The following is an 18,875-nucleotide window of genomic DNA, read 5'->3' on the forward strand; positions in this document are numbered from 1 at the left end:
TGTCTCAGGCCGGCAGCCACACGGGGTCGTCGGCCCCCGCGACGCCAGGCGGGCGCGACCAGCCCGCCGGGCCGCCCTCGTACGAGACGGGCGACAGCGCGTGCCGCAGCCGCCCGAGCGGGCCGTCCGCCTCCGTGAGGTGATCCTCGGGCTCGTAGCGGGGCAGGGCGTGCGTCAGCCAGTGGCCGGTCTGCGCGAGCGCGAGCCGTACGAGCCGGGTGCCGCCCTGCTCGCGCTGCTCCGTCAGCGAGCGCAGCACGGCGGCGGCCAGCAGATAGCCGGTCCCGTGGTCCAGGGCCTGCGCCGGCAGCGTGCCCGGCTGGTCAGGCGAGCCCTCCACGGCGGCGATGCCCGTCGCCACCTGCACCAGGCTGTCGAAGCCGCGCCGTCCGCCCCAGGGCCCGTAGTCGCCCCAGGCGGAGAGCCGGGCCACCACCAGGCCCGGCCGGTGCAGGTCGAAGCGGTCGAGGGCGCCGGGGCGGTAGCCGGTCACCAGCACGTCCGCGGCGTCGAGGAGTTCGTCGAAGGTGCGCCGGTCGGACGGCCGGTCCAGGTCCAGGGCCGCGGTCCGCTTGCCGACGCCCGTGTCGGCGTGCTGGTCCGGCAGTTCGGGGTTGCCCGGCGGGTCGATCCGCAGCACGTCGGCGCCGAGCAGCGCGAGCGTCCGGGTCGCGACCGGGCCCGCGATCACCCGGGTCAGGTCGAGCACCCGCAGCGGGCGCCCGTCGGACCCTCCCGAACGCCGCCGCGGCGCCGCCTCGTCAAGGCGTGACCGGGTGAGCAGCGGGCGCGCGGCCACCTCCCGGCCCTGCTCGTGCGCGGCCCACTCCTCCGGTGTGCGCAGGGCGACCGCGAGGCCCCCGGCCGCGTACACCGCGCTCTCGACCTCGACGGCCTTCCGGGCGCCGATCGCGGCGGCCACATCCTCCACCGAGTCGGATCCTGGATCCAATGCCGTCAGCAACGCCGCCTTGTGATGCGGGTAGTTGGCATGCGTGCGCACCCAGCCGTCGGCCGCCCGCCAGAACCGGGACAGCGGCGCGAAGTTCACCGGCGCCCGCCCGTCCACCCGCAGATGCCGCTCGCTGACGAAGGCCGTGGCCACCGCCCCGTCGTCGACCCGCACCCGCCCCACGGCCCCCGCGTGCTCCACCGCCGCGAGCCCCGCCACCGCGACCGTCGCCCGGGCCAGGTCCATCACCGGCAGCCGGGCCCCGAGCAGCCCCGCGGGACCGCCGTACGCCACCCGGTCGAGCAGGGCGGGATCGCCGCCCAGGGCCGACCACAACAACTCCGTACCCGTGTGCACTGTGTTGTTCATGGACACACACTAGAACCGCCCGTGGCACTCAGTGCCACGGGCGGTTCACGGAAGGGCTAGGACGTCACTTGCGGACCGCGGCGAGCGCGTCCGCGATGCCGGCGCCGTAGAAGCCGTTCTTCTTGTCGGCGCCCACCTTGCACACCGCGTCGACGGTGCCGTTGCCGTCGATGTCGTACGGGTCGGTGCACGCGTGCTCGTCCGCCTGCGCGTACAGCAGCGCCTTCAGGGCCGCCGGGCTGGCGTTCGGGTGCGTCGACTTCAGCAGCGCGAGGACGCCCGCCACGTGCGGCGAGGCCATCGAGGTGCCGGCCTTGTAGTTGTAGCCGCCGTCGACCGTGGTCGACAGGATGCGGCCGTTGACCGCCGGGGCGTCCGGCGTCTGCCACTCGGTCTTGTCGCCGCCCGGCGCCGCCACGTCGATGACGTCGTAACCGTAGTTGGAGTAGGACGCCTTCAGGCCCTTGGCGCCGGTCGCGGAGACCGTCACCACACCCGGCAGCATCGACGGGTAGTCGAAGCACTCCTTCGGGTCGACGGTCCGGGTGGCCGCGGTGGTGTCGTTCGGGCTGGTGGTGTCGGTGATCGCGTCGGCCGCCAGGTCGAACTTCGAGTTGCCGGCCGCCGCCACGCTGACCGTGCCCCTGCGCTCCGCGTAACGGGTCGCGCGGGTGACCGCCTCGATGAGGGCCTTCTGGTCCTCGTCGTTCTTGCAGGCGAACATCCACGGGTCGGTGTAGTAGCTGTTGTTGGTGACGTCGATGCCGTGCTCGGCCGCCCACACGAAGCCGCAGACCACGGCCTCGGTGTAGAAGAAGCCGTCCGGCGTCGACACCTTGATGCCGGCGAGCTTCACGCCCGGCGCGACACCGGTGATGCCGATGCCGTTCTTGGCGGCGCCGATGGTGCCCGCCACGTGCGTGCCGTGGTCGCTCTCGCCCTTCCGGGGGCGCCACGAGCCGGGCGTCGTGTCGGCCTTGCCGCTCACGCAGTTGGCGGAGGCGGCGGCGTCGAAGTTCGGCGCCAGGTCCGGGTGGGTGTCGTCCACGCCGGTGTCGATGATGCCGACCGTCACGTCCCGGCTGCCGAGGGAGATCTGGTGGGCCTTGTCCGCCTTCATGGCCGGCATGTCCCACTGCAGCGGCTCGAACGGGTCCTGGCCGTCCGTGGCGGCGGCCTCGGCGGCCTTCATCTCGGCCGGGGTCAGCGCCTGGTCGGCCTCGTCGAGGGAGTCGTCGGCCGCGGCCTTCAGCGGGGCCGTACGGGTCGCGCCCGCCGACACCACGCCACGCACCTGGCGGATGGTCTTCGCGAACTCGGGGTTCTGCGAGTGGACGACTATGACGCCTATCTGGTCGTAGGACACGACCACCTCACCGCCGGCGGCGGCGATGGCCTTGCGCACCGAATCGGCCGACCAGTGGGCGTTGTCGACGTTCACGACGTACGACAGCATCGGGCCGTCCGTGGCCACGGCGGCCGTCGGCACGTCGCTCAGCTCCGCGGCGGAGGCGGCTCCGGAGGGCAGGAAGCCGAGCGAGGCCGTGAGCGCGAGACCGACCGGCAGAGCGAGTACTCGGCCGCGCCGCGATCCCAGATGAGCCATGGGTTCTCCACATCATCCGTATGTACTGCCCGGACGCCGATTGCGCGCGGGCAGGTGCATGACGAGTGAAGCTATCGCCGATCTTCCCCGGCCATCAATGAGTTGAGAAGACTTCATGAAGATCCGACGAAAGAAATCCACTCGCCTGAACCACTTCGCACCGCGCCCCGTGCCGTTGTGCAGGGGAGGGGTCCCGACCGGAACCCCCGTCTCCGCACCCCTGGTGAGGCCCCCTTGACCCAGCCGTCCGCCCCCGCGTCACGAGGAGAGTCCGTGGCTACCGAAGCACCGCCGCCGCCGAGTAACGGAACCGGGACCGACAGCGGTCCCGCCCAGCCCACCACGGAACAGTTCGTCGAGGTCCAGGAGAGCCAGGAGTTCGGCGAACTCCGCCGCACCTACCGATCCTTCGCCTTCCCCCTGACGATCGCCTTCATCGCCTGGTACCTGCTCTACGTGCTGCTCTCCAACTACGCGGGCGGCTTCATGGGCACCAAGCTCTTCGGCAACGTCAACGTGGCCCTGGTCCTCGGCCTCGGCCAGTTCGCCACCACGTTCCTCATCGCCTGGCTCTACTCGCGGCACGCCGCCGCCAAGCTCGACCCGAAGGCCGAGGCCATCAAGTCCCGCCTGGAATCGGGCCTGGAATCCCGTACGGAGGCCGACGCATGAGCCACCCGGCACCCGCTTCGCACGCCGTGCTCGCCGCCGCCTCCACCGAGCACCGGCCCCTGATCATCACCCTGTTCGCGGTGTTCGTCGCCGCGACCCTCGGCATCACCGTGTGGGCCGGCCGGCAGACCAGGAGCGCCTCCGACTTCTACGCGGGCGGACGGCAGTTCACCGCCTTCCAGAACGGCCTCGCCGTCTCCGGCGACTACATGTCCGCCGCCTCCTTCCTCGGCATCGCGGGCGCCATCGCCCTCTTCGGCTACGACGGCTTCCTGTACTCGATCGGCTTCCTCGTCGCCTGGCTGGTCGCACTGCTGCTCGTCGCCGAGCCGCTGCGCAACTCCGGCCGCTACACGATGGGAGACGTCCTCGCGTACCGGATGCGGCAGCGCCCCGTCCGCACCGCCGCCGGCACCTCCACCATCGTCGTGTCGATCTTCTACCTGCTCGCCCAGATGGCCGGCGCCGGCGTCCTGGTCTCGCTGCTCCTCGGCATCACCAGCGACGCCGGCAAGATCCTCATCGTGGCCCTGGTCGGCGTGCTCATGATCGTGTACGTGACCATCGGCGGCATGAAGGGCACCACCTGGGTCCAGATGGTCAAGGCGGTGCTCCTCATCGCGGGCGCGCTGCTCATGACCTTCCTGGTGCTGCTCAAGTTCCACTTCGACGTCTCCGACCTGCTCGGCACCGCGGCGGAGCAGAGCGGCAAGGGCTCGGCGTTCCTGGAGCCCGGCCTCAAGTACGGTGCCAGCGGCACCTCCAAGCTGGACTTCATCTCGCTCGGCATCGCGCTGGTGCTCGGCACGGCGGGCCTGCCGCACATCCTGATCCGCTTCTACACGGTGCCGACCGCCAAGGCCGCCCGGAAGTCGGTGAACTGGGCGATCGGCATCATCGGCGCCTTCTACCTGATGACGATCGCGCTCGGCTTCGGCGCCGCCGCCCTGGTCGGCCCGGCCGCGATCAAGGCCCAGAACCCGGCGGGCAACACCGCCGCCCCGCAGCTCGCCGAGTACCTCGGCGGCGGAGTCGGCACCACCGGCGGCGCGGTCCTGCTCGCCGTCATCTCGGCGGTCGCCTTCGCCACCATCCTCGCCGTCGTCGCGGGCCTGACCCTCGCCTCGTCGTCCTCCTTCGCGCACGACATCTACGCCAACGTCATCCGCAAGGGGAAGGCGACGGAGCAGGAGGAGATGCGGGCCGCCCGCTGGGCCACCGTGCTCATCGGCGCCGTCGCGATCGTCCTCGGAGCCTTCGCCCGCGACATGAACGTGGCCGGACTCGTCGCGCTCGCCTTCGCGGTCGCCGCCTCCGCCAACCTCCCGACGATCCTCTACAGCCTCTTCTGGAAGCGCTTCACGACCACCGGCGCCCTGTGGTCGATCTACGGCGGCCTGGCGAGCTCCGTGATCCTCGTGCTGTTCTCGCCGGTCGTCTCCGGCAACCCGAAGACGTCGATGTTCAAGGGCGTCGACTTCCACTGGTTCCCGCTGGAGAACCCCGGCCTGATCTCCATCCCGCTCGGCTTCCTGCTCGGCTGGCTCGGCACCGTGCTCTCCAAGGAGGAACCGGACCGCGGCAAGTACGCGGAACTCGAGGTCAAGTCCCTCACGGGCACCGGAGCGCACTGAGCCGTACACGCTCCGCTGCGCACCACCGGCCGCGTCGTAGGGTCCTACGACGCGGCCGGCCCTGTCCTTATGGCAAACAGCCCCTGCCCGATGTCCGAGCGGTCACGTAGGCTCGGGATCAAGCGAACCGGAAGAACCCGGACCGGAAGAGTCCGGGCCGGAGACCGGCGGACCGGAAGAAGGGGAGGGGCCCAGTGCTCATCGACACGTTCGGACGCGTCGCCACCGACCTGCGCGTCTCCCTGACCGACCGGTGCAACCTGCGCTGCACCTACTGCATGCCGGAAGAGGGCCTGCAGTGGCTGGCCAAGCCCGATCTGCTCACCGACGACGAGATCGTCCGGCTCGTCCGCATCGCCGTCACCGACCTCGGCGTCACCGAGGTCCGCTTCACCGGCGGCGAGCCGCTGCTCCGCCCCGGCCTCGTCGGCATCGTCGAGCGCTGCGCCGCCCTGGAGCCCCGCCCCAAGCTGTCCCTGACCACCAACGGCATCGGGCTGAAGCGCACCGCGACCGCCCTCAAGGCCGCCGGCCTCGACCGGGTCAACGTCTCGCTCGACACCCTGCGGCCCGAGGTCTTCAAGACCCTCACCCGCCGCGACCGCCACCACGACGTCCTCGACGGCATGGCCGCGGCCCGCGAGGCGGGCCTCACCCCGGTCAAGGTCAACGCCGTGCTGATGCCCGGGCTCAACGAGGACGAGGCCCCCGAGCTGCTCGCCTGGGCCGTGGAGCACGAGTACGAGCTCCGGTTCATCGAGCAGATGCCGCTGGACGCCCAGCACGGCTGGAAGCGCGACGGCATGATCACCGCCGGGGACATCCTGGAGTCGCTGCGCACCCGCTTCACGCTCACCCCCGAGGGCGCCGACGAGCGCGGCTCCGCCCCCGCCGAGCGCTGGGTCGTCGACGGCGGCCCGCACACCGTCGGCGTCATCGCCTCCGTCACCCGCCCCTTCTGCCGGGCCTGCGACCGCACCCGGCTCACCGCCGACGGCCAGGTGCGGACCTGTCTGTTCGCCACGGAGGAGACGGACCTGCGCGCCGCGCTGCGCTCGGACGCGCCGGACGCGGTCATCGCGGAGATCTGGCGCAAGGCGATGTGGGGCAAGAAGGCCGGTTCCGGCCTGGACGACCCGGGCTTCGCGCAGCCCGAGCGTCCGATGTCAGCGATCGGCGGCTGAGTCCCACTCGGCGAGCGGGACGACGTCCTTCAGGAAGCCCCGTACCCCGAGGAACTGGGAGAGGTGCTCGCGGTGCTCCTCGCACGCGAGCCACGTCTTGCGCCGCTCCGGCGTGTGCAGCTTGGGGTTGTTCCAGGCGAGAACCCAGACGGCGTCGGCCCGGCATCCCTTCGCGGAACAGATCGGCTTGTCTTCACTCACTGGACCCAGGATCACCTGATCATTGTCCAGCAAGGGCGATGCCGAGCAGCCACGGGGGGAGCTGCCCGGCATCGGTCCGTCGCTCCGACGGGGGATGCGGAGCGCGTAGGCAGTATGTCACGGCGCATGGGGTGCGGTGCACCGGAACTTCATGATTGATCTGAGCTTTTCTTGAGCTGTGCGCTCATCGGGTGTCACTGAGCGTGAGGGCTCTGGCCGTCCCGCCGTTCCGCTCCGGCTTCCGCCCGCGCCCGTACGAAGGACTCGCCCGGTTCCAGCGCCTCGCGCACCGGCCCGGCGACGAAGGTAGAGGGGAGCGACGGCGTGTTCTCCCGGCCCGCGTTGGCGATCACCACGGCAATGTAGGGGAGCACCGCGCCGAGCACCAGGGCCACGATGGCCACCGGCCGTTCCACGTTCCACAGCGCGGCGGCGAGGATCACGGACACCGTCCGGATCGACATCGACACGACGTAGCGGCGCTGCCGGCCGCGGACGTCCTCGGCGAGGCCCTGCCGGGCGCCGGTGATCCGGAAGACCTCGGTCCCGCCATGCTTCCGCATCACATTCCACCGCCCGAGTGCCGTGCCGGACCCTCCCCGGTCCGGACCTGCTTCCACGGTACGCCCGCCACGTCGGCCGGACGAGACCGGGGCACGCGCGGCGGAACACAGGGCGGCACGCGTGGTGGCACGTATGGCGTCGTCCGGCATGCGCCGTCCGGCCGACCGGCCGAGACTGGGCACACATGCGCACGCGAGGGCGCGCGAGGAGGCGATGATGGGCTGGTTGTGGGCGATCATTGTGGGCCTGGTCCTGGGCCTGATCGCGAAGGCGATCCTGCCGGGCAAACAGCAGATCCCGATCTGGCTGACGATCATCTTCGGCATGCTGGGCAGCGTGCTCGGCAACGCCGTCGCGACCTGGATCGGGGTCAACGACACCAAGGGCATCGACTGGACCCGCCATCTGCTGCAGCTCATCGGCGCGGTCGCCGTGGTCGGTCTCGGGGACATGCTGTGGGTCTCGGTCAAGGGCAACAGACAGCGCGCCTGACGCCGGCAGGAACGGGAGGAGGCCCGGGACATCGGTCCCGGGCCTCCTCGTGCACCCGTACGGTACGGGCTCAGCCCTGCGGTACGTACTCGATCGCCGCCAGGTTCTTCTTGCCCCGGCGCAGCACCAGCCAGCGCCCGTCAAGGAGATCGTCCGCCGACACCTCGGCGTCCTCGGCCGTCACCTTCGCGTTGTTGACGTAGGCGCCGCCCTCCTTCACCGTGCGGCGGGCCGCCGACTTGCTCGGCACCAGACCGACCTCGGCGAACAGGTCCACGACCAGGCCGAGCTCCGAGACCCGCGCGTGCGGCAGCTCGGAGAGCGCCGCGGCCAGCGTCGCCCCGTCGAGCTCGGTCAGCTCGCCCTGACCGAACAGCGCCTTGGAGGCGTCGATCACGGCCTGGCACTGGTCGGCGCCGTGCACCAGGGTGGTGAGCTCCTCGGCGAGCGCGCGCTGGGCCGCGCGGGCCTGCGGCCGCTCGGCGGTGAGCGCCTCCAGCTCCTCCAGCTCCTCGCGGGACTTGAAAGAGAGGATCCGCATGTACGTGGAGATGTCGCGGTCGTCCACGTTCAGCCAGAACTGGTAGAACGCGTACGGCGTGGTCATCTCCGGGTCCAGCCAGACGGCGCCGCTCTCGGTCTTGCCGAACTTGGTGCCGTCGGCCTTCACCATCAGCGGGGTCGCGAGCGCGTGGACCTCGGCGCCCGGCTCCAGCTTGTGGATCAGGTCGAGGCCGGCCACCAGGTTGCCCCACTGGTCGGAGCCGCCCTGCTGCAGCGTGCAGCCGTAGCGCCGGTACAGCTCCAGGAAGTCCATGCCCTGGAGCAGCTGGTAGCTGAACTCGGTGTAGCTGATGCCCTGCTCGGACTCCAGGCGCCGGGCGACGGAGTCCTTGGTCAGCATCTTGTTGACCCGGAAGTGCTTGCCGATGTCCCGCAGGAACTCGATCGCCGACAGGCCGGCGGTCCAGTCCAGGTTGTTCACCATGACCGCGGCGTTCTCGCCCTCGAAGGACAGGAACGGCTCGATCTGCGAACGCAGCCGGTTCACCCAGTTCGCGACCGTCTCGGGGTCGTTCAGGGTGCGCTCGGCCGTCGGCCGCGGGTCGCCGATCTGGCCGGTGGCCCCGCCGACCAGCGCCAGCGGCCGGTGCCCGGCCTGCTGGAGCCGGCGGACGGTGAGCACCTGGACCAGGTGGCCGACGTGGAGACTGGCCGCGGTCGGGTCGAAACCGCAATAGAACGTGACGGGACCGTCCGCGAGCGCCTTGCGCAGGGCGTCTTCGTCGGTGGACTGGGCGAAGAGCCCGCGCCACTTCAGCTCGTCGACGATGTCGGTCACGTCGTCCGTCTCCTCGGGGTGGTCATCGTGATGGTCACGGATGTAACCCGGCCAGTCTAGGTGGTGTCCGGGTCGGGTCCGGGCCGTTACCGGCCCGGTCTCACGGCTCGGAACGGCTCAGACGCCCTTGCTGACCGAGCTCATGTTGAAGTCCGGCACCCGCAGGGCGGGCATCGCGGCCCGGGTGAACCAGTCGCTCCACTCGCGCGGCAGCGTCTTCTCCGTCCGGCCCGCCTCGGTGGCCCGCGACAGCAGGTCGACCGGCGACTCGTTGAACCGGAAGTTGTTCACCTCGCCGACCACCTCGCCGTTCTCCACCAGGTAGACGCCGTCCCGGGTGAGGCCGGTGAGCAGCAGCGTCGCCGGGTCGACCTCGCGGATGTACCAGAGGCAGGTCAGCAGCAGACCGCGCTCGGTGGCGGCCACCATCTCCTCCAGGGACTTCTCGCCACCGCCGTCCAGGACCAGGTTCCCGGCCCCCGGCGCCACGGGCAGGTGAGTGAGTCCCGCGGTGTGCCGGGTGGTGATCAGGTGGGCGAGCTTGCCGTCCCGCACCCAGTCCACCGGCGCGATCGGCAGGCCGTTGTCGAAGACGGAGGAGTCGTCGCCGGAGGCGTGCGCGAGCACGAAGGGCGCGGACTCCAGGCCCGGCTCGTTCGGGTCGCTGCGCAGGGTCAGCGGCAGCGGCGAGAGCGTCTCGCCGACGCGGGTGCCGCCGCCCGGCTTGGAGAAGACCGTGCGGCCCTCCGCCGCGTCCCGGGCCGCCGAGGACCACAGCTGGTAGATCATCAGGTCGGCCACGGCGGTCGGCGGCAGCAGCGTCTCGTACCGCCCGGCCGGCAGCTCGATCCTCCGCTCCGCCCAGCCGAGCCGGGTGGCGAGCTCGGCGTCGAGCGCCGCCGGGTCGACGTCCTTGAAGTCCCGCGTGGAGCGCCCGGCCCACGCCGAGCGGGTGCGGTCCGGCGACTTGGCGTTGAGCTCCAGGGTGCCGTTCGGCTGGTCGTGCCGCAGCCGCAGCCCGGTCGACGTGCCGAGGTAGCTGGAGGTCAGCTCGTGGTTGGCGAAGCCGTACAGCTCGCGGCCGCCCGCCCGGGCCCGGGCGAAGGCCTCGCCGAGCGCCGGAGCGAAGGCGTCGAAGACGGCGGAGGAGGTCTCGGCCGGGGCGTCGGTGAAGTCGGGCGACGCGGCCACCCCCTCGACCAGCGGCTGGGCGTCCTCGGCCGGACCCGCCGTCCGCGCCGCCTCCTCGGCGGCCCGCACCAGCGGCTCCAGGTCCTCGGCGGTGACCGCCGAGCGCGACACGACCCCGGAGGCGGTGCCCTGGGCGCCGTCGACGGTGGCGATGACGGTGAGGGTACGGCCCCGGGTGACGCCGTTGGTGGTCAGCGCGTTGCCGGCCCAGCGCAGATTGGCGGAGGACTGCTCGTCGGCGATGACGACGCACCCGTCGGCGCGGGACAGCTCCAGGGCTCGCTCGACGATCTCGTACGGCTTGCTGACGCGGCTCATCGACCGGCCTCCTGCGTGGTGTTAAGGATGTTGACACCCCGGAACAGGGCGGACGGGCAGCCGTGCGACACCGCGGCGACCTGGCCCGGCTGGGCCTTGCCGCAGTTGAACGCGCCGCCGAGGACGTACGTCTGCGGGCCGCCGACCTGCTCCATGGAGCCCCAGAAGTCGGTGGTCGTCGCCTGGTACGCGACGTCCCGCAGCTGGCCGGCGAGCCGGCCGTTCTCGATGCGGAAGAAGCGCTGGCCGGTGAACTGGAAGTTGTAGCGCTGCATGTCGATCGACCAGGACCGGTCGCCGACCACGTAGATGCCCCGCTCCACGCCGCCGATCAGGTCCTCCGTGGACAGCCCGCCCGGGTCCGGCTGCAGCGACACGTTCGCCATCCGCTGCACCGGCACATGGGCGGGGGAGTCGGCGTAGGCGCAGCCGTTGGAGCGGCCGAGGCCGGTCAGCTTCGCGATCCGGCGGTCCAGCTGGTAGCCGACGAGCGTGCCGTCCTTCACCAGGTCCCAGCTCTGCCCCTCGACGCCCTCGTCGTCGTACCCGATGGTCGCGAGGCCGTGCTCGGCGGTCCGGTCACCCGTCACGTTCATGATCGAGGAGCCGTACGCCAGCTTGCCCAGCTGGTCGAAGGTGGCGAAGGAGGTACCCGCGTACGCCGCCTCGTAGCCGAGCGCCCGGTCCAGCTCGGTGGCGTGGCCGATCGACTCGTGGATGGTCAGCCACAGGTTGGACGGGTCGACCACCAGGTCGTAGCGGCCGGCCTCGACACTCGGCGCCCGCATCTTCTCGGCGAGCAGCGCCGGGATCTCGTCGAGCTCCTTGTCCCAGTCCCAGCCGGTCCCGGTCAGGTACTCCCAGCCCCGCCCGACCGGCGGCGCGAGCGTCCGCATCGAGTCGAACTCGCCGGTCGTCTCGTCCACGGCCACCGCGGTGAGCTGCGGGTGCAGCCGGACCCGCTGCTGGGTGGTGACGGTGCCGGCCGTGTCCGCGTAGAACTTGTTCTCGAAGACGGTCATCAGCGAGGCGTCGACGTGCGCCACGCCGTCCGCCCGCAGCAGCCGCGCGCTCCAGTCGGCGAGCAGCCCGCTCTTCTCCTCACCCGAGACCGTGAACGGATCGATCTCGTACGAGGACACCCACACCTTGTCGGCGTGCACCGGCTCGTCGGCCAGCTCCACGCGCTCGTCCGAGCCCGCCGCGGCGATCACCTTCGCCGACAGCCTGGCCATGGCCACCGCCTGCGAGGCCACCCGCGCGGCCCCGTCCATGGTCAGGTCCACCCCGGACGCGAACCCCCAGGCCCCGCCGTGCACGACCCGCACCGCGTAGCCCAGGTCCGTGGTGTCCGAGGAGCCCGCGGGCTTGGCGTCCCGCAGCCGCCAGGTGGCACTGCGCACCCGCTCCAGGCGGAAGTCGGCATGATCGGCGCCGAGCGCCCGCGCCCGCGCGAGGGCGGCGTCGGCGAGCGCCCGCAACGGAAGCTGGGTGAAGGCTTCGTCGAGGGAGTGCGTCCCAGATTGCACAGCTGTCTCCTGTCGTGTGAGACCGGTCGCCCCCGATCATGTCGCGCTTTCGGCTGGGATGCCCAGAGGTTTCTGTAGGGATCCGACAGTGCCGTCCGTACGCCACTGTCAGGCCCCGATTCTCCGTATCGCGGAAGGGACCGATAGGTTTTCGGCATACCAGACCGCTATCGAAAGGGTGATCCGTTGAGCCGCTCGGTTCTCGTCACCGGAGGCAACCGGGGCATCGGCCTCGCCATCGCCCGCGCGTTCGCCGAGGCCGGCGACAAGGTCGCGATCACGTACCGCTCGGGCGACCCGGCGGAGCTCGAGAAGGCCGGGTTCCTGGCCGTCAAGTGCGACATCACCGACTCCGAGCAGGTGGAGCAGGCGTACAAGGAGATCGAGGAGAAGCACGGTCCGGTCGAGGTCCTCGTGGCCAACGCCGGCGTGACGAAGGACCAGCTCCTCATGCGCATGTCCGAGGACGACTTCACGTCCGTCCTCGACACCAACCTCACCGGCACCTTCCGGGTCGTGAAGCGCGCCAACCGCGGCATGCTGCGCGCCAAGAAGGGCCGTGTCGTGCTGATCTCCTCGGTCGTCGGTCTGCTCGGCTCGGCGGGTCAGGCGAACTACGCCGCCTCGAAGGCCGGACTGGTCGGTTTCGCGCGCTCGCTGGCCCGGGAGCTCGGCTCGCGCAACATCACCTTCAACGTCGTCGCGCCCGGTTTCGTCGACACCGACATGACCGCCGTCCTCACGGACGAGCAGCGCGCCGGCATCGTGTCCCAGGTTCCGCTGGGCCGCTACGCGCAGCCCGAGGAGATCGCCGCCACCGTGCGCTTCCTCGCCTCGGACGACGCGTCGTACATCACTGGAGCCGTCATCCCGGTTGACGGCGGATTGGGCATGGGTCACTGATCACATGAGCGGAATTCTCGAGGGCAAGCGCATCCTGATCACGGGTGTGCTGATGGAGTCCTCCATCGCCTTCCACGCCGCGAAGCTGGCCCAGGAGCAGGGCGCGGAGATCATCCTCACCGCCTGGCCGCGGCCGACGCTGACCGAGCGCATCGCCAAGAAGCTGCCCCACCCGGACAAGGTCAAGGTCCTGGAGCTCGACGTCTCCAACGACGAGCACCTCGCCCGCCTGGAGGGCCAGGTCCGCGAGCACCTGGGCGACCGCCTCGACGGCGTCGTCCACTCCATCGGCTTCGCGCCGCAGGACGCGCTCGGCGGCAACTTCCTGAACACGCCGTTCGAGTCGGTCGCCACCGCCATGCACGTCTCGGCCTTCTCCCTGAAGTCCCTGACGATGGCGCTGCTGCCGCTGATGACCGAGGGCGGCTCCGTCGTCGGCCTCACCTTCGACGCGCAGTTCGCGTGGCCGCAGTACGACTGGATGGGCCCGGCCAAGGCCGCTCTGGAGGCCACCAGCCGCTACATGGCGCGTGACCTGGGCAAGCAGAACATCCGCTGCAACCTGGTCTCGGCCGGCCCGCTCGGCTCCATGGCCGCGAAGTCCATCCCGGGCTTCTCCGAGCTGGCGAGCGTCTGGGACACCCGCTCCCCGCTGGCCTGGGACCTGACCGACCCGGAGCCGGCCGGCCGCGGCATCGTCGCGCTGCTGTCCGACTGGTTCCCGAAGACGACGGGCGAGATCGTCCACGTCGACGGCGGTCTGCACGCGATCGGCGCCTGACCTCAGGCGATACGAGGGGCCGGGTGCCCGCCGGGAAGGCGGGCGCCCGGCCCCTCGTCGTCTCCCGAGTCGAAAAGTCGGGCGAGTCCCCGCAGACTGGACCAGAGCGTGACGTTCCGGCTACTGCGTGGGGAGGAGGTGCGGACATGCGTGCGCTGCATCGCGGGGCCGCCGCACTCGCCACGGCCGCCGCCCTCGTCACCGGGATCGCCGTCGCGGCCGAGGTGCGCGCCGCGCCCGCTCCGGTGGCCCCCGCGGACCGGACCCCCGCCGCCGCACGGCAGGACTCCGAGGACTTCGGCGCCTCCTGCCGCACCCTGGTCCAGGGCTCCGTCGTCACCGCCCACTGCCGCAACCCCTTCCCCCGCACCGACCACGTCCGCCTCCATGTGGAGTGCGCCCGCTGGTGGGACGTGGACACCGACAGCGCCCCCGTCGCCGTCGACCCCGCCGACTACGCCCAGGTCACCGGCCGCTGCTGGAAAGAGGTCCGTTCGGCCTGGATCACCCACGAACCGCCGGCCCAGGGCTCCTGAGGGGCGGGAGCCGGGGTTCCGGGCTCCAGGGGGCTCAGGACTCCCGGGGCTCCGCGCTGCGCAGGCACATGAAGGGGTAGCCGGCCGCCTCCGTGGCCGCCCGCTCGGCGTCGCCCTCGCGGATCGCCTCGACCAGCCGCGCGTGGTCCATGTGGTTCTCCGGCCGCAGCTCCCGGCCCACGTCCTCGCGCAGCCAGGCGCGCAGTACGTGCCCGAGGTCGGCGTAGAGCTCGGTCAGCACGTCGTTGTGCGAGGCGACCACCACCGCGTGGTGGAAGGCCGCGTCCGCCGTCACGAACTCCTCCGCGTCGCCCGACCGCCACGCCTCCTCGCGCCGGGCGAGCAGCGCGTCGATCTGCTTCAGGTCCCGGTCGGTGCGCCGCCGGGCGGCGAGGCGGGCGGCCGAGGACTCCAGGGTGGCGCGCAGTTCCGCCACGTGGCGCGGGTCGGAGTCCGCGAACCGGCGGTGCATCACCCCGGCCAGCTCGCTCGTCGCGACGACGTACGTGCCGGAGCCCTGCCGGATGTCGAGCAGCCCGTTGTGGGCGAGCGCCCGGACCGCCTCACGGACGGTGTTACGGGCCACCCCGAGCTGCTCGACCAGCTCGGGCTCCGTCGGGATGCGCGTGCCCACCGGCCACTCGCCCGAGGTGATCTGGTTCCGCAGCTGGGTGATCACCTGGTCGGAGAGACCGCTGCGACGGGGCTGGCCGAGCGCCATGGCCGCACCTTCCATTTTTGTTCGAGATTGGACAACCAATCATCCCATGATTCTATGATGACCCACATGCCTGACGAGCCCCAGACACTCGACCCCACCACCAGGAAGCAGACCGGAAGCAAGCAGACCGGAGCCGCCACGGGCGCCGATTCTCGCGCACCCGCCGCACCCGGAACCGCGCCCGCCCGCTGGGTCGGCCGGCTCGTCGTCGTCGGACTCGTCCTCGCCGCGCTCAACCTGCGCCCGGCGATCACCAGCCTCGGCGCCCTCCTCGAAGAGGTCAGCGACGACCTCCACATGAGCGGCAGCGTCGCCGGCGTCCTCACCTCCGTACCGCCGCTCTGCTTCGCCGTCTTCGGCATCGCCGCCCCGCGCCTCGCCCGCCGCTTCGGCCCCGCCGCCGTCGTCTGCGCCGGCATGGCCGCGATCCTCGCCGGCCTGGCCCTGCGCCCCTTCGCGGGCGGCACCGCGACCTTCCTCGCCGCGAGCGCCCTCGCCCTCATGGGCATCGCGCTCAGCAACGTCCTGATGCCGGTCATCGTCAAGACGTACTTCCCGGACCGCATCGGCAGCATGACCGGCCTCTACTCCATGGCCCTCGCCCTGGGCACCTCCCTGGCCGCCGCCGCGACCGTGCCCATGACCGAGGCCCTCGGCGGCGGTTGGCGGCTCGGCCTCGGCGTCTGGGCGGTCGTCGCCGCCCTCGCCGTCCTCCCGTGGCTCCCGCTGGTCCGCGGCCGCGCCGCCACCGTCCCGGCCGCAGCCGACGGGGGAGCGGCGCCGGCCTCCCGGGCGCCGTCCGCCACGGCCGCCGCCGAGGCCCCGGCCGCGCCGCGCATCACCCGCAGCCGCACCGCCTGGACGCTCGCCGTCTACTTCGGCCTCCAGGCCACCGGCGCGTACATCACCATGGGCTGGATGCCGCAGATCTTCCGTGACGCCGGCGTCCCCGCCTCCACCGCGGGCGTGCTCCTCGCCGTCACCATGGTCATGGGCGTGCCGCTCGCCTTCGTCATCCCCGGCCTCGCGACCCGGATGCGCCACCAGGGCCCCATCGTCGTGGGCCTCGGCCTGTGCGGCCTCGCCGGCTACACCGGCCTCTACCTGGCCCCGGCCGGCGGTGCCTGGGTCTGGGCCCTGCTCCTCGGCATATCCAACTGCTCCTTCCCGCTCGCCCTCACCATGATCGGCATGCGCTCGCGCACCGGCGCCGGCGTCGTGAAGCTCTCCGCCTTCGCCCAGAGCGTCGGCTACCTCATCTCCATCCCCGGCCCGCTCCTCGTCGGCGTCCTCTACCAGCACAGCGGCGGCTGGGGCCTGCCCGTCATGCTGATGGGCGGCCTGATGATCCCGCAGATGATCGTCGGCACTCTCGCCGGGCGGGACCGGACGGTCGAGGACGAATGCTGAGATGCGAGACTGGCCCCATGCCCGTACTTGAACCGAATCCCCCCAACGGTCAGAAGAAGCTGCTCGTCGTGCTCGGCGCGATGCTCGTCATCACGGCCGTGATCGCCGTCATCGCCTCCTTCGCCTCGCCGTCCTAGCCGGGGTGGGGGTAACCCCCCATCCCCTAGGGGGCGGGTCTCAGGGTCAAGTGGGTGGAACACCTGATGGGCCGGAGCCCCGGCGCTCCGTAGGTTGGAGACATCGCACAGATCCCGACCACGGAGGCGGCCATGACGGCGCGAACCCACACCGGAGTCCGGCCCGTTCGGAGCCTGCCGGGCAGCGTCGACACCCGGCTGCCCTGGTGGACGCTCGCCCTGTCCGCGGTCGCGTTCGTCGGCCTGTTCCTGCTGATAGCGGGGCCGGGCGAGGCGCCGGGGACGGCGGGCGACCCCGGGGTGGGGCGCATTCTGGAACAGATCCAGCAAACCCTGTCTCTCTGAGTCGAGCCGGTCCGATTCGTGCGAAGCTGAGGACCATGAGCGTCGACACACCCCGCAGGATCGTGCTGCTCCGCCACGCCAAGGCCGACTGGCCCCAGGTCCCCGACCACGATCGCCCGCTCGCCGACCGCGGCCGCAAGGACGCCCCCGTCGCCGGCCGCAAGCTCGCCGACACCGGCATCGAATTCGACCTGGCCCTCTGCTCCACCGCGGTGCGCACCCGCGAGACCTGGAAGCTCGCCGTCCAGGAGATGCCCCACCGCCCCAGGACCGTGTACGAGGAGCGGATCTACGAGGCGTCGCTCGGCGAGCTCATCGCCGTGATCAACGAGACGCCCGACGACGTCACCGACCTCCTGCTCGTCGGCCACAATCCCGGGATGCACGCGCTCGCCGACGCCCTCTCGGGCACCTCCGAGGGCGACGCCATGGCCCGGATGAACCGCAGCGGCTTCCCGACCGCCGCCTTCGCGGTGGTGGCCTTCGACGGCTCCTGGAAGAACGTCGAGCACGGCATGGACGGCACCCTGGTCGACTACTGGGCCCCGCACGACTGAGCGGTGGCGGTACTCCCGTGCGGGAAGGGGCCCGGCCGTCGCACGACAGCCGGGCCCCTTCCCGCACCGGCACGTACCGCCGGGTTCACGTGCCGGGTTCCCGTACGGACACGTCCCCTCGGGTCACTGGCGCGCACCGCACGTAGCGGAGCGCGTACGGCACTCAGTGCAGCAGCTCGCCCGTGCCGCCGTCGGCCGCCTCGACCTCCTCGCGGGTGATGCCGAGCAGATAGAGCACCGTGTCCAGGAACGGCACGTTCACCGCCGTGTCCGCCGCCCGGCGCACCACCGGCTTGGCGTTGAACGCCACGCCGAGGCCCGCCGCGTTCAGCATGTCCAGGTCGTTGGCGCCGTCGCCGATCGCGACCGTCTGCGCCAGCGGCACCCCGGCCTCCTCGGCGAAGCGGCGCAGCAGTCGCGCCTTGCCCGCCCGGTCCACGATCATCCCGGTGACCCGGCCGGTCAGCTTCCCGTCCTCGATCTCCAGGGTGTTGGCCTGGGCGAAGTCGAGCCCCAGCTTCTCCTTGAGGTCGTCGGTGACCTGCGTGAAGCCGCCGGAGACCACACCCACCTGGTAGCCGAGCCGCTTGAGCGTACGGATCAGGGTCCGCGCCCCGGGCGTGAGCCGCACCTCGGCGCGGACCTTGTCCACCACCGACGCGTCCAGGCCCGCGAGCAGCGCCACCCGCGCGTGCAGCGACTGCTCGAAGTCCAGCTCGCCGCGCATCGCCGCCGCCGTCACCTCGGCGACCTTGTCCTCGCAGCCGGCGTGGGCCGCGAACAGCTCGATGACCTCGTCCTGGATGAGCGTCGAGTCGACGTCCATCACGACGAGCCGCTGGGCCCGGCGGTGCAGCCCGGCGGAGACCACGGCGACGTCGACGCCGACCGCGTGCGCCTCGGTGGCGAGCGCGGTGCGCAGCGGCTCCGTCTCGCAGCCGGAGACGGCGAACTCGACGGCCGTCACCGGGTACTTGGCGAGCCGGAAGATGCGGTCGATGTTGCCGCCGGCCTCGGCGATCCTGGCCGCTATGGCCGCCGTCTGCTCGGCGGTCAGCGGGTGCCCGAGCACGGTGACGTGCGAGCGGCCCTCGCCGCGCGGCCGGTTGTCGCCGGTGCCCGAGATGATCTCGGCCTGCAGCTTCATGGACTCGGCCCAGCTGTGCACGGTCGCCCGCAGCTCGCCCTGGGTGGCGACGGTCGGCTCGGTGACGAGCGCGCACAGGACGAGCCGGCCGCGGGAGACGACCTGCTCGATGTCCACGACGTCGACGGAGTAGGCGGCGAGGGTGTCGAAGAGGCCGGCGGTGATCCCGGGACGGTCCTTCCCGAAGATCTTGACCAGGAGAGTGGGGACGTCCGCGTCGGGGACGCCGGGGACGTCGGGAACGTCTGAGGTCTGCGATGCGCTCATGGTGCTTCCACCGTATC

General features: G+C 71.6%; 20 protein-coding genes. 11 read left to right on the top strand and 9 right to left on the bottom strand.

Annotated features, from left to right (window positions below; all coding sequences use genetic code 11):
• Nucleotides 1-4: 4 nt before the first annotated feature.
• A complete protein-coding gene (locus tag ACWEV0_RS23715; protein ID WP_453151418.1) occupies nt 5-1,321 on the bottom strand; it encodes a CoA transferase in 1,317 nt (438 codons plus the stop codon).
• 64 nt (nt 1,322-1,385) lie between these two features.
• Entirely contained in the window at nt 1,386-2,927 is a 1,542-nt protein-coding gene (locus ACWEV0_RS23720) for a S8 family peptidase (protein WP_453151419.1), read from the bottom strand.
• A gap of 273 nt (nt 2,928-3,200) precedes the next feature.
• Between ACWEV0_RS23720 and ACWEV0_RS23725 the strand changes: the two genes are divergently transcribed.
• The 3 genes from ACWEV0_RS23725 (at nt 3,201) to moaA (ending at nt 6,417) form a co-directional block, all read left to right on the top strand.
• The gene (locus tag ACWEV0_RS23725; protein WP_453151421.1) at nt 3,201-3,599 is read left to right on the top strand and encodes a DUF485 domain-containing protein; all 399 of its coding nucleotides are present in this window, start codon (nt 3,201-3,203) and stop codon (nt 3,597-3,599) included.
• The gene (locus ACWEV0_RS23730) at nt 3,596-5,233 is read left to right on the top strand and encodes a solute symporter family protein (RefSeq protein WP_453151422.1); all 1,638 of its coding nucleotides are present in this window, start codon (nt 3,596-3,598) and stop codon (nt 5,231-5,233) included. The genes ACWEV0_RS23725 and ACWEV0_RS23730 overlap by 4 nt, the downstream gene beginning before the upstream one ends.
• A gap of 194 nt (nt 5,234-5,427) precedes the next feature.
• Nucleotides 5,428-6,417: a GTP 3',8-cyclase MoaA gene (moaA, locus tag ACWEV0_RS23735; RefSeq protein ID WP_453151423.1), complete on the top strand. Its 990-nt coding sequence runs from the start codon at nt 5,428-5,430 to the stop codon at nt 6,415-6,417.
• On the opposite strand, the gene ACWEV0_RS23740 is transcribed toward moaA, so the two are convergent.
• Nucleotides 6,400-6,618 (bottom strand): hypothetical protein, encoded by a 219-nt coding sequence (locus ACWEV0_RS23740; RefSeq protein WP_451609839.1) that lies wholly within the window; start codon nt 6,616-6,618, stop codon nt 6,400-6,402. The genes moaA and ACWEV0_RS23740 overlap by 18 nt on opposite strands.
• Before the next feature lie 194 nt (nt 6,619-6,812).
• Nucleotides 6,813-7,181: a DUF3099 domain-containing protein gene (locus ACWEV0_RS23745; RefSeq protein ID WP_453151425.1), complete on the bottom strand. Its 369-nt coding sequence runs from the start codon at nt 7,179-7,181 to the stop codon at nt 6,813-6,815.
• Nucleotides 7,182-7,398: 217 nt separating this feature from the next.
• Between ACWEV0_RS23745 and ACWEV0_RS23750 the strand changes: the two genes are divergently transcribed.
• On the top strand, nt 7,399-7,674 hold the full coding sequence (locus ACWEV0_RS23750; protein ID WP_453151451.1) for a GlsB/YeaQ/YmgE family stress response membrane protein: 276 nt from the start codon (nt 7,399-7,401) through the stop codon (nt 7,672-7,674).
• A 70-nt stretch (nt 7,675-7,744) separates the two neighbouring features.
• On the opposite strand, the gene tyrS is transcribed toward ACWEV0_RS23750, so the two are convergent.
• The 3 genes from tyrS to ACWEV0_RS23765 form a co-directional block, all read right to left on the bottom strand.
• Nucleotides 7,745-9,016 (bottom strand): tyrosine--tRNA ligase, encoded by a 1,272-nt coding sequence (gene tyrS / locus ACWEV0_RS23755; RefSeq protein WP_453151426.1) that lies wholly within the window; start codon nt 9,014-9,016, stop codon nt 7,745-7,747.
• A gap of 117 nt (nt 9,017-9,133) precedes the next feature.
• Nucleotides 9,134-10,525: a metallopeptidase TldD-related protein gene (locus tag ACWEV0_RS23760; protein ID WP_453151427.1), complete on the bottom strand. Its 1,392-nt coding sequence runs from the start codon at nt 10,523-10,525 to the stop codon at nt 9,134-9,136.
• Complete coding sequence (locus ACWEV0_RS23765; protein WP_453151428.1) at nt 10,522-12,054, bottom strand: TldD/PmbA family protein; 1,533 nt, start codon at nt 12,052-12,054, stop codon at nt 10,522-10,524. Before ACWEV0_RS23765 ends, ACWEV0_RS23760 begins: the two co-directional genes overlap by 4 nt.
• A 186-nt stretch (nt 12,055-12,240) precedes the next feature.
• Between ACWEV0_RS23765 and fabG the strand changes: the two genes are divergently transcribed.
• The 3 genes from fabG (at nt 12,241) to ACWEV0_RS23780 (ending at nt 14,274) form a co-directional block, all read left to right on the top strand.
• Nucleotides 12,241-12,957: a 3-oxoacyl-[acyl-carrier-protein] reductase gene (fabG, locus tag ACWEV0_RS23770; protein ID WP_403797604.1), complete on the top strand. Its 717-nt coding sequence runs from the start codon at nt 12,241-12,243 to the stop codon at nt 12,955-12,957.
• 4 nt (nt 12,958-12,961) lie between these two features.
• Nucleotides 12,962-13,738 (top strand): enoyl-ACP reductase FabI, encoded by a 777-nt coding sequence (gene fabI / locus ACWEV0_RS23775; protein ID WP_453151429.1) that lies wholly within the window; start codon nt 12,962-12,964, stop codon nt 13,736-13,738.
• A gap of 146 nt (nt 13,739-13,884) precedes the next feature.
• Nucleotides 13,885-14,274, top strand: coding sequence for a hypothetical protein (locus ACWEV0_RS23780; RefSeq protein WP_453151430.1), 390 nt, complete (start codon nt 13,885-13,887; stop codon nt 14,272-14,274).
• A gap of 34 nt (nt 14,275-14,308) precedes the next feature.
• Here the strand turns inward: ACWEV0_RS23780 and ACWEV0_RS23785 are convergent, their stop codons facing one another.
• Nucleotides 14,309-14,995: a FadR/GntR family transcriptional regulator gene (locus tag ACWEV0_RS23785; protein ID WP_453151431.1), complete on the bottom strand. Its 687-nt coding sequence runs from the start codon at nt 14,993-14,995 to the stop codon at nt 14,309-14,311.
• Between the two features lie 66 nt (nt 14,996-15,061).
• On the opposite strand from ACWEV0_RS23785, the gene ACWEV0_RS23790 reads away from it, so the two are divergent.
• The 4 genes from ACWEV0_RS23790 (at nt 15,062) to ACWEV0_RS23805 (ending at nt 17,444) form a co-directional block, all read left to right on the top strand.
• Nucleotides 15,062-16,405, top strand: a complete 1,344-nt coding sequence (locus ACWEV0_RS23790) for a CynX/NimT family MFS transporter (protein WP_453151432.1) — start codon at nt 15,062-15,064, stop codon at nt 16,403-16,405.
• A 17-nt stretch (nt 16,406-16,422) separates the two neighbouring features.
• Entirely contained in the window at nt 16,423-16,542 is a 120-nt protein-coding gene (locus tag ACWEV0_RS23795) for an SGM_5486 family transporter-associated protein (RefSeq protein WP_403797589.1), read from the top strand.
• A gap of 132 nt (nt 16,543-16,674) precedes the next feature.
• A complete protein-coding gene (locus ACWEV0_RS23800) occupies nt 16,675-16,887 on the top strand; it encodes a hypothetical protein (protein WP_453151433.1) in 213 nt (70 codons plus the stop codon).
• A 35-nt stretch (nt 16,888-16,922) separates the two neighbouring features.
• Nucleotides 16,923-17,444, top strand: a complete 522-nt coding sequence (locus ACWEV0_RS23805) for a SixA phosphatase family protein (RefSeq protein WP_453151434.1) — start codon at nt 16,923-16,925, stop codon at nt 17,442-17,444.
• A 163-nt stretch (nt 17,445-17,607) separates the two neighbouring features.
• On the opposite strand, the gene serB is transcribed toward ACWEV0_RS23805, so the two are convergent.
• Nucleotides 17,608-18,858, bottom strand: coding sequence for a phosphoserine phosphatase SerB (serB, locus tag ACWEV0_RS23810; protein ID WP_453151435.1), 1,251 nt, complete (start codon nt 18,856-18,858; stop codon nt 17,608-17,610).
• Nucleotides 18,859-18,875: the final 17 nt, after the last annotated feature.

The sequence above is a fragment of the Streptomyces sp. NPDC003943 genome, assembly GCF_053605265.1.

Bases quoted from the DNA above. Each gene is read 5' to 3' on its own strand.
- ACWEV0_RS23730 (WP_453151422.1), top strand. From the start codon at position 3,596: ATGAGCCACCCGGCACCCGCTTCGCACGCCGTGCTCGCCGCCGCCTCC.
- ACWEV0_RS23780 (WP_453151430.1), top strand. From the start codon at position 13,885: ATGCGTGCGCTGCATCGCGGGGCCGCCGCACTCGCCACGGCCGCCGCC.
- ACWEV0_RS23760 (WP_453151427.1), bottom strand. From the start codon at position 10,525: ATGAGCCGCGTCAGCAAGCCGTACGAGATCGTCGAGCGAGCCCTGGAG.
- ACWEV0_RS23795 (WP_403797589.1), top strand. From the start codon at position 16,423: ATGCCCGTACTTGAACCGAATCCCCCCAACGGTCAGAAGAAGCTGCTC.
- ACWEV0_RS23790 (WP_453151432.1), top strand. From the start codon at position 15,062: ATGCCTGACGAGCCCCAGACACTCGACCCCACCACCAGGAAGCAGACC.
- ACWEV0_RS23745 (WP_453151425.1), bottom strand. From the start codon at position 7,181: ATGCGGAAGCATGGCGGGACCGAGGTCTTCCGGATCACCGGCGCCCGG.
- ACWEV0_RS23785 (WP_453151431.1), bottom strand. From the start codon at position 14,995: ATGGCGCTCGGCCAGCCCCGTCGCAGCGGTCTCTCCGACCAGGTGATC.
- serB (WP_453151435.1), bottom strand. From the start codon at position 18,858: ATGAGCGCATCGCAGACCTCAGACGTTCCCGACGTCCCCGGCGTCCCC.
- fabI (WP_453151429.1), top strand. From the start codon at position 12,962: ATGAGCGGAATTCTCGAGGGCAAGCGCATCCTGATCACGGGTGTGCTG.
- ACWEV0_RS23800 (WP_453151433.1), top strand. From the start codon at position 16,675: ATGACGGCGCGAACCCACACCGGAGTCCGGCCCGTTCGGAGCCTGCCG.
- ACWEV0_RS23715 (WP_453151418.1), bottom strand. From the start codon at position 1,321: ATGAACAACACAGTGCACACGGGTACGGAGTTGTTGTGGTCGGCCCTG.
- ACWEV0_RS23720 (WP_453151419.1), bottom strand. From the start codon at position 2,927: ATGGCTCATCTGGGATCGCGGCGCGGCCGAGTACTCGCTCTGCCGGTC.
- ACWEV0_RS23750 (WP_453151451.1), top strand. From the start codon at position 7,399: ATGGGCTGGTTGTGGGCGATCATTGTGGGCCTGGTCCTGGGCCTGATC.
- ACWEV0_RS23805 (WP_453151434.1), top strand. From the start codon at position 16,923: ATGAGCGTCGACACACCCCGCAGGATCGTGCTGCTCCGCCACGCCAAG.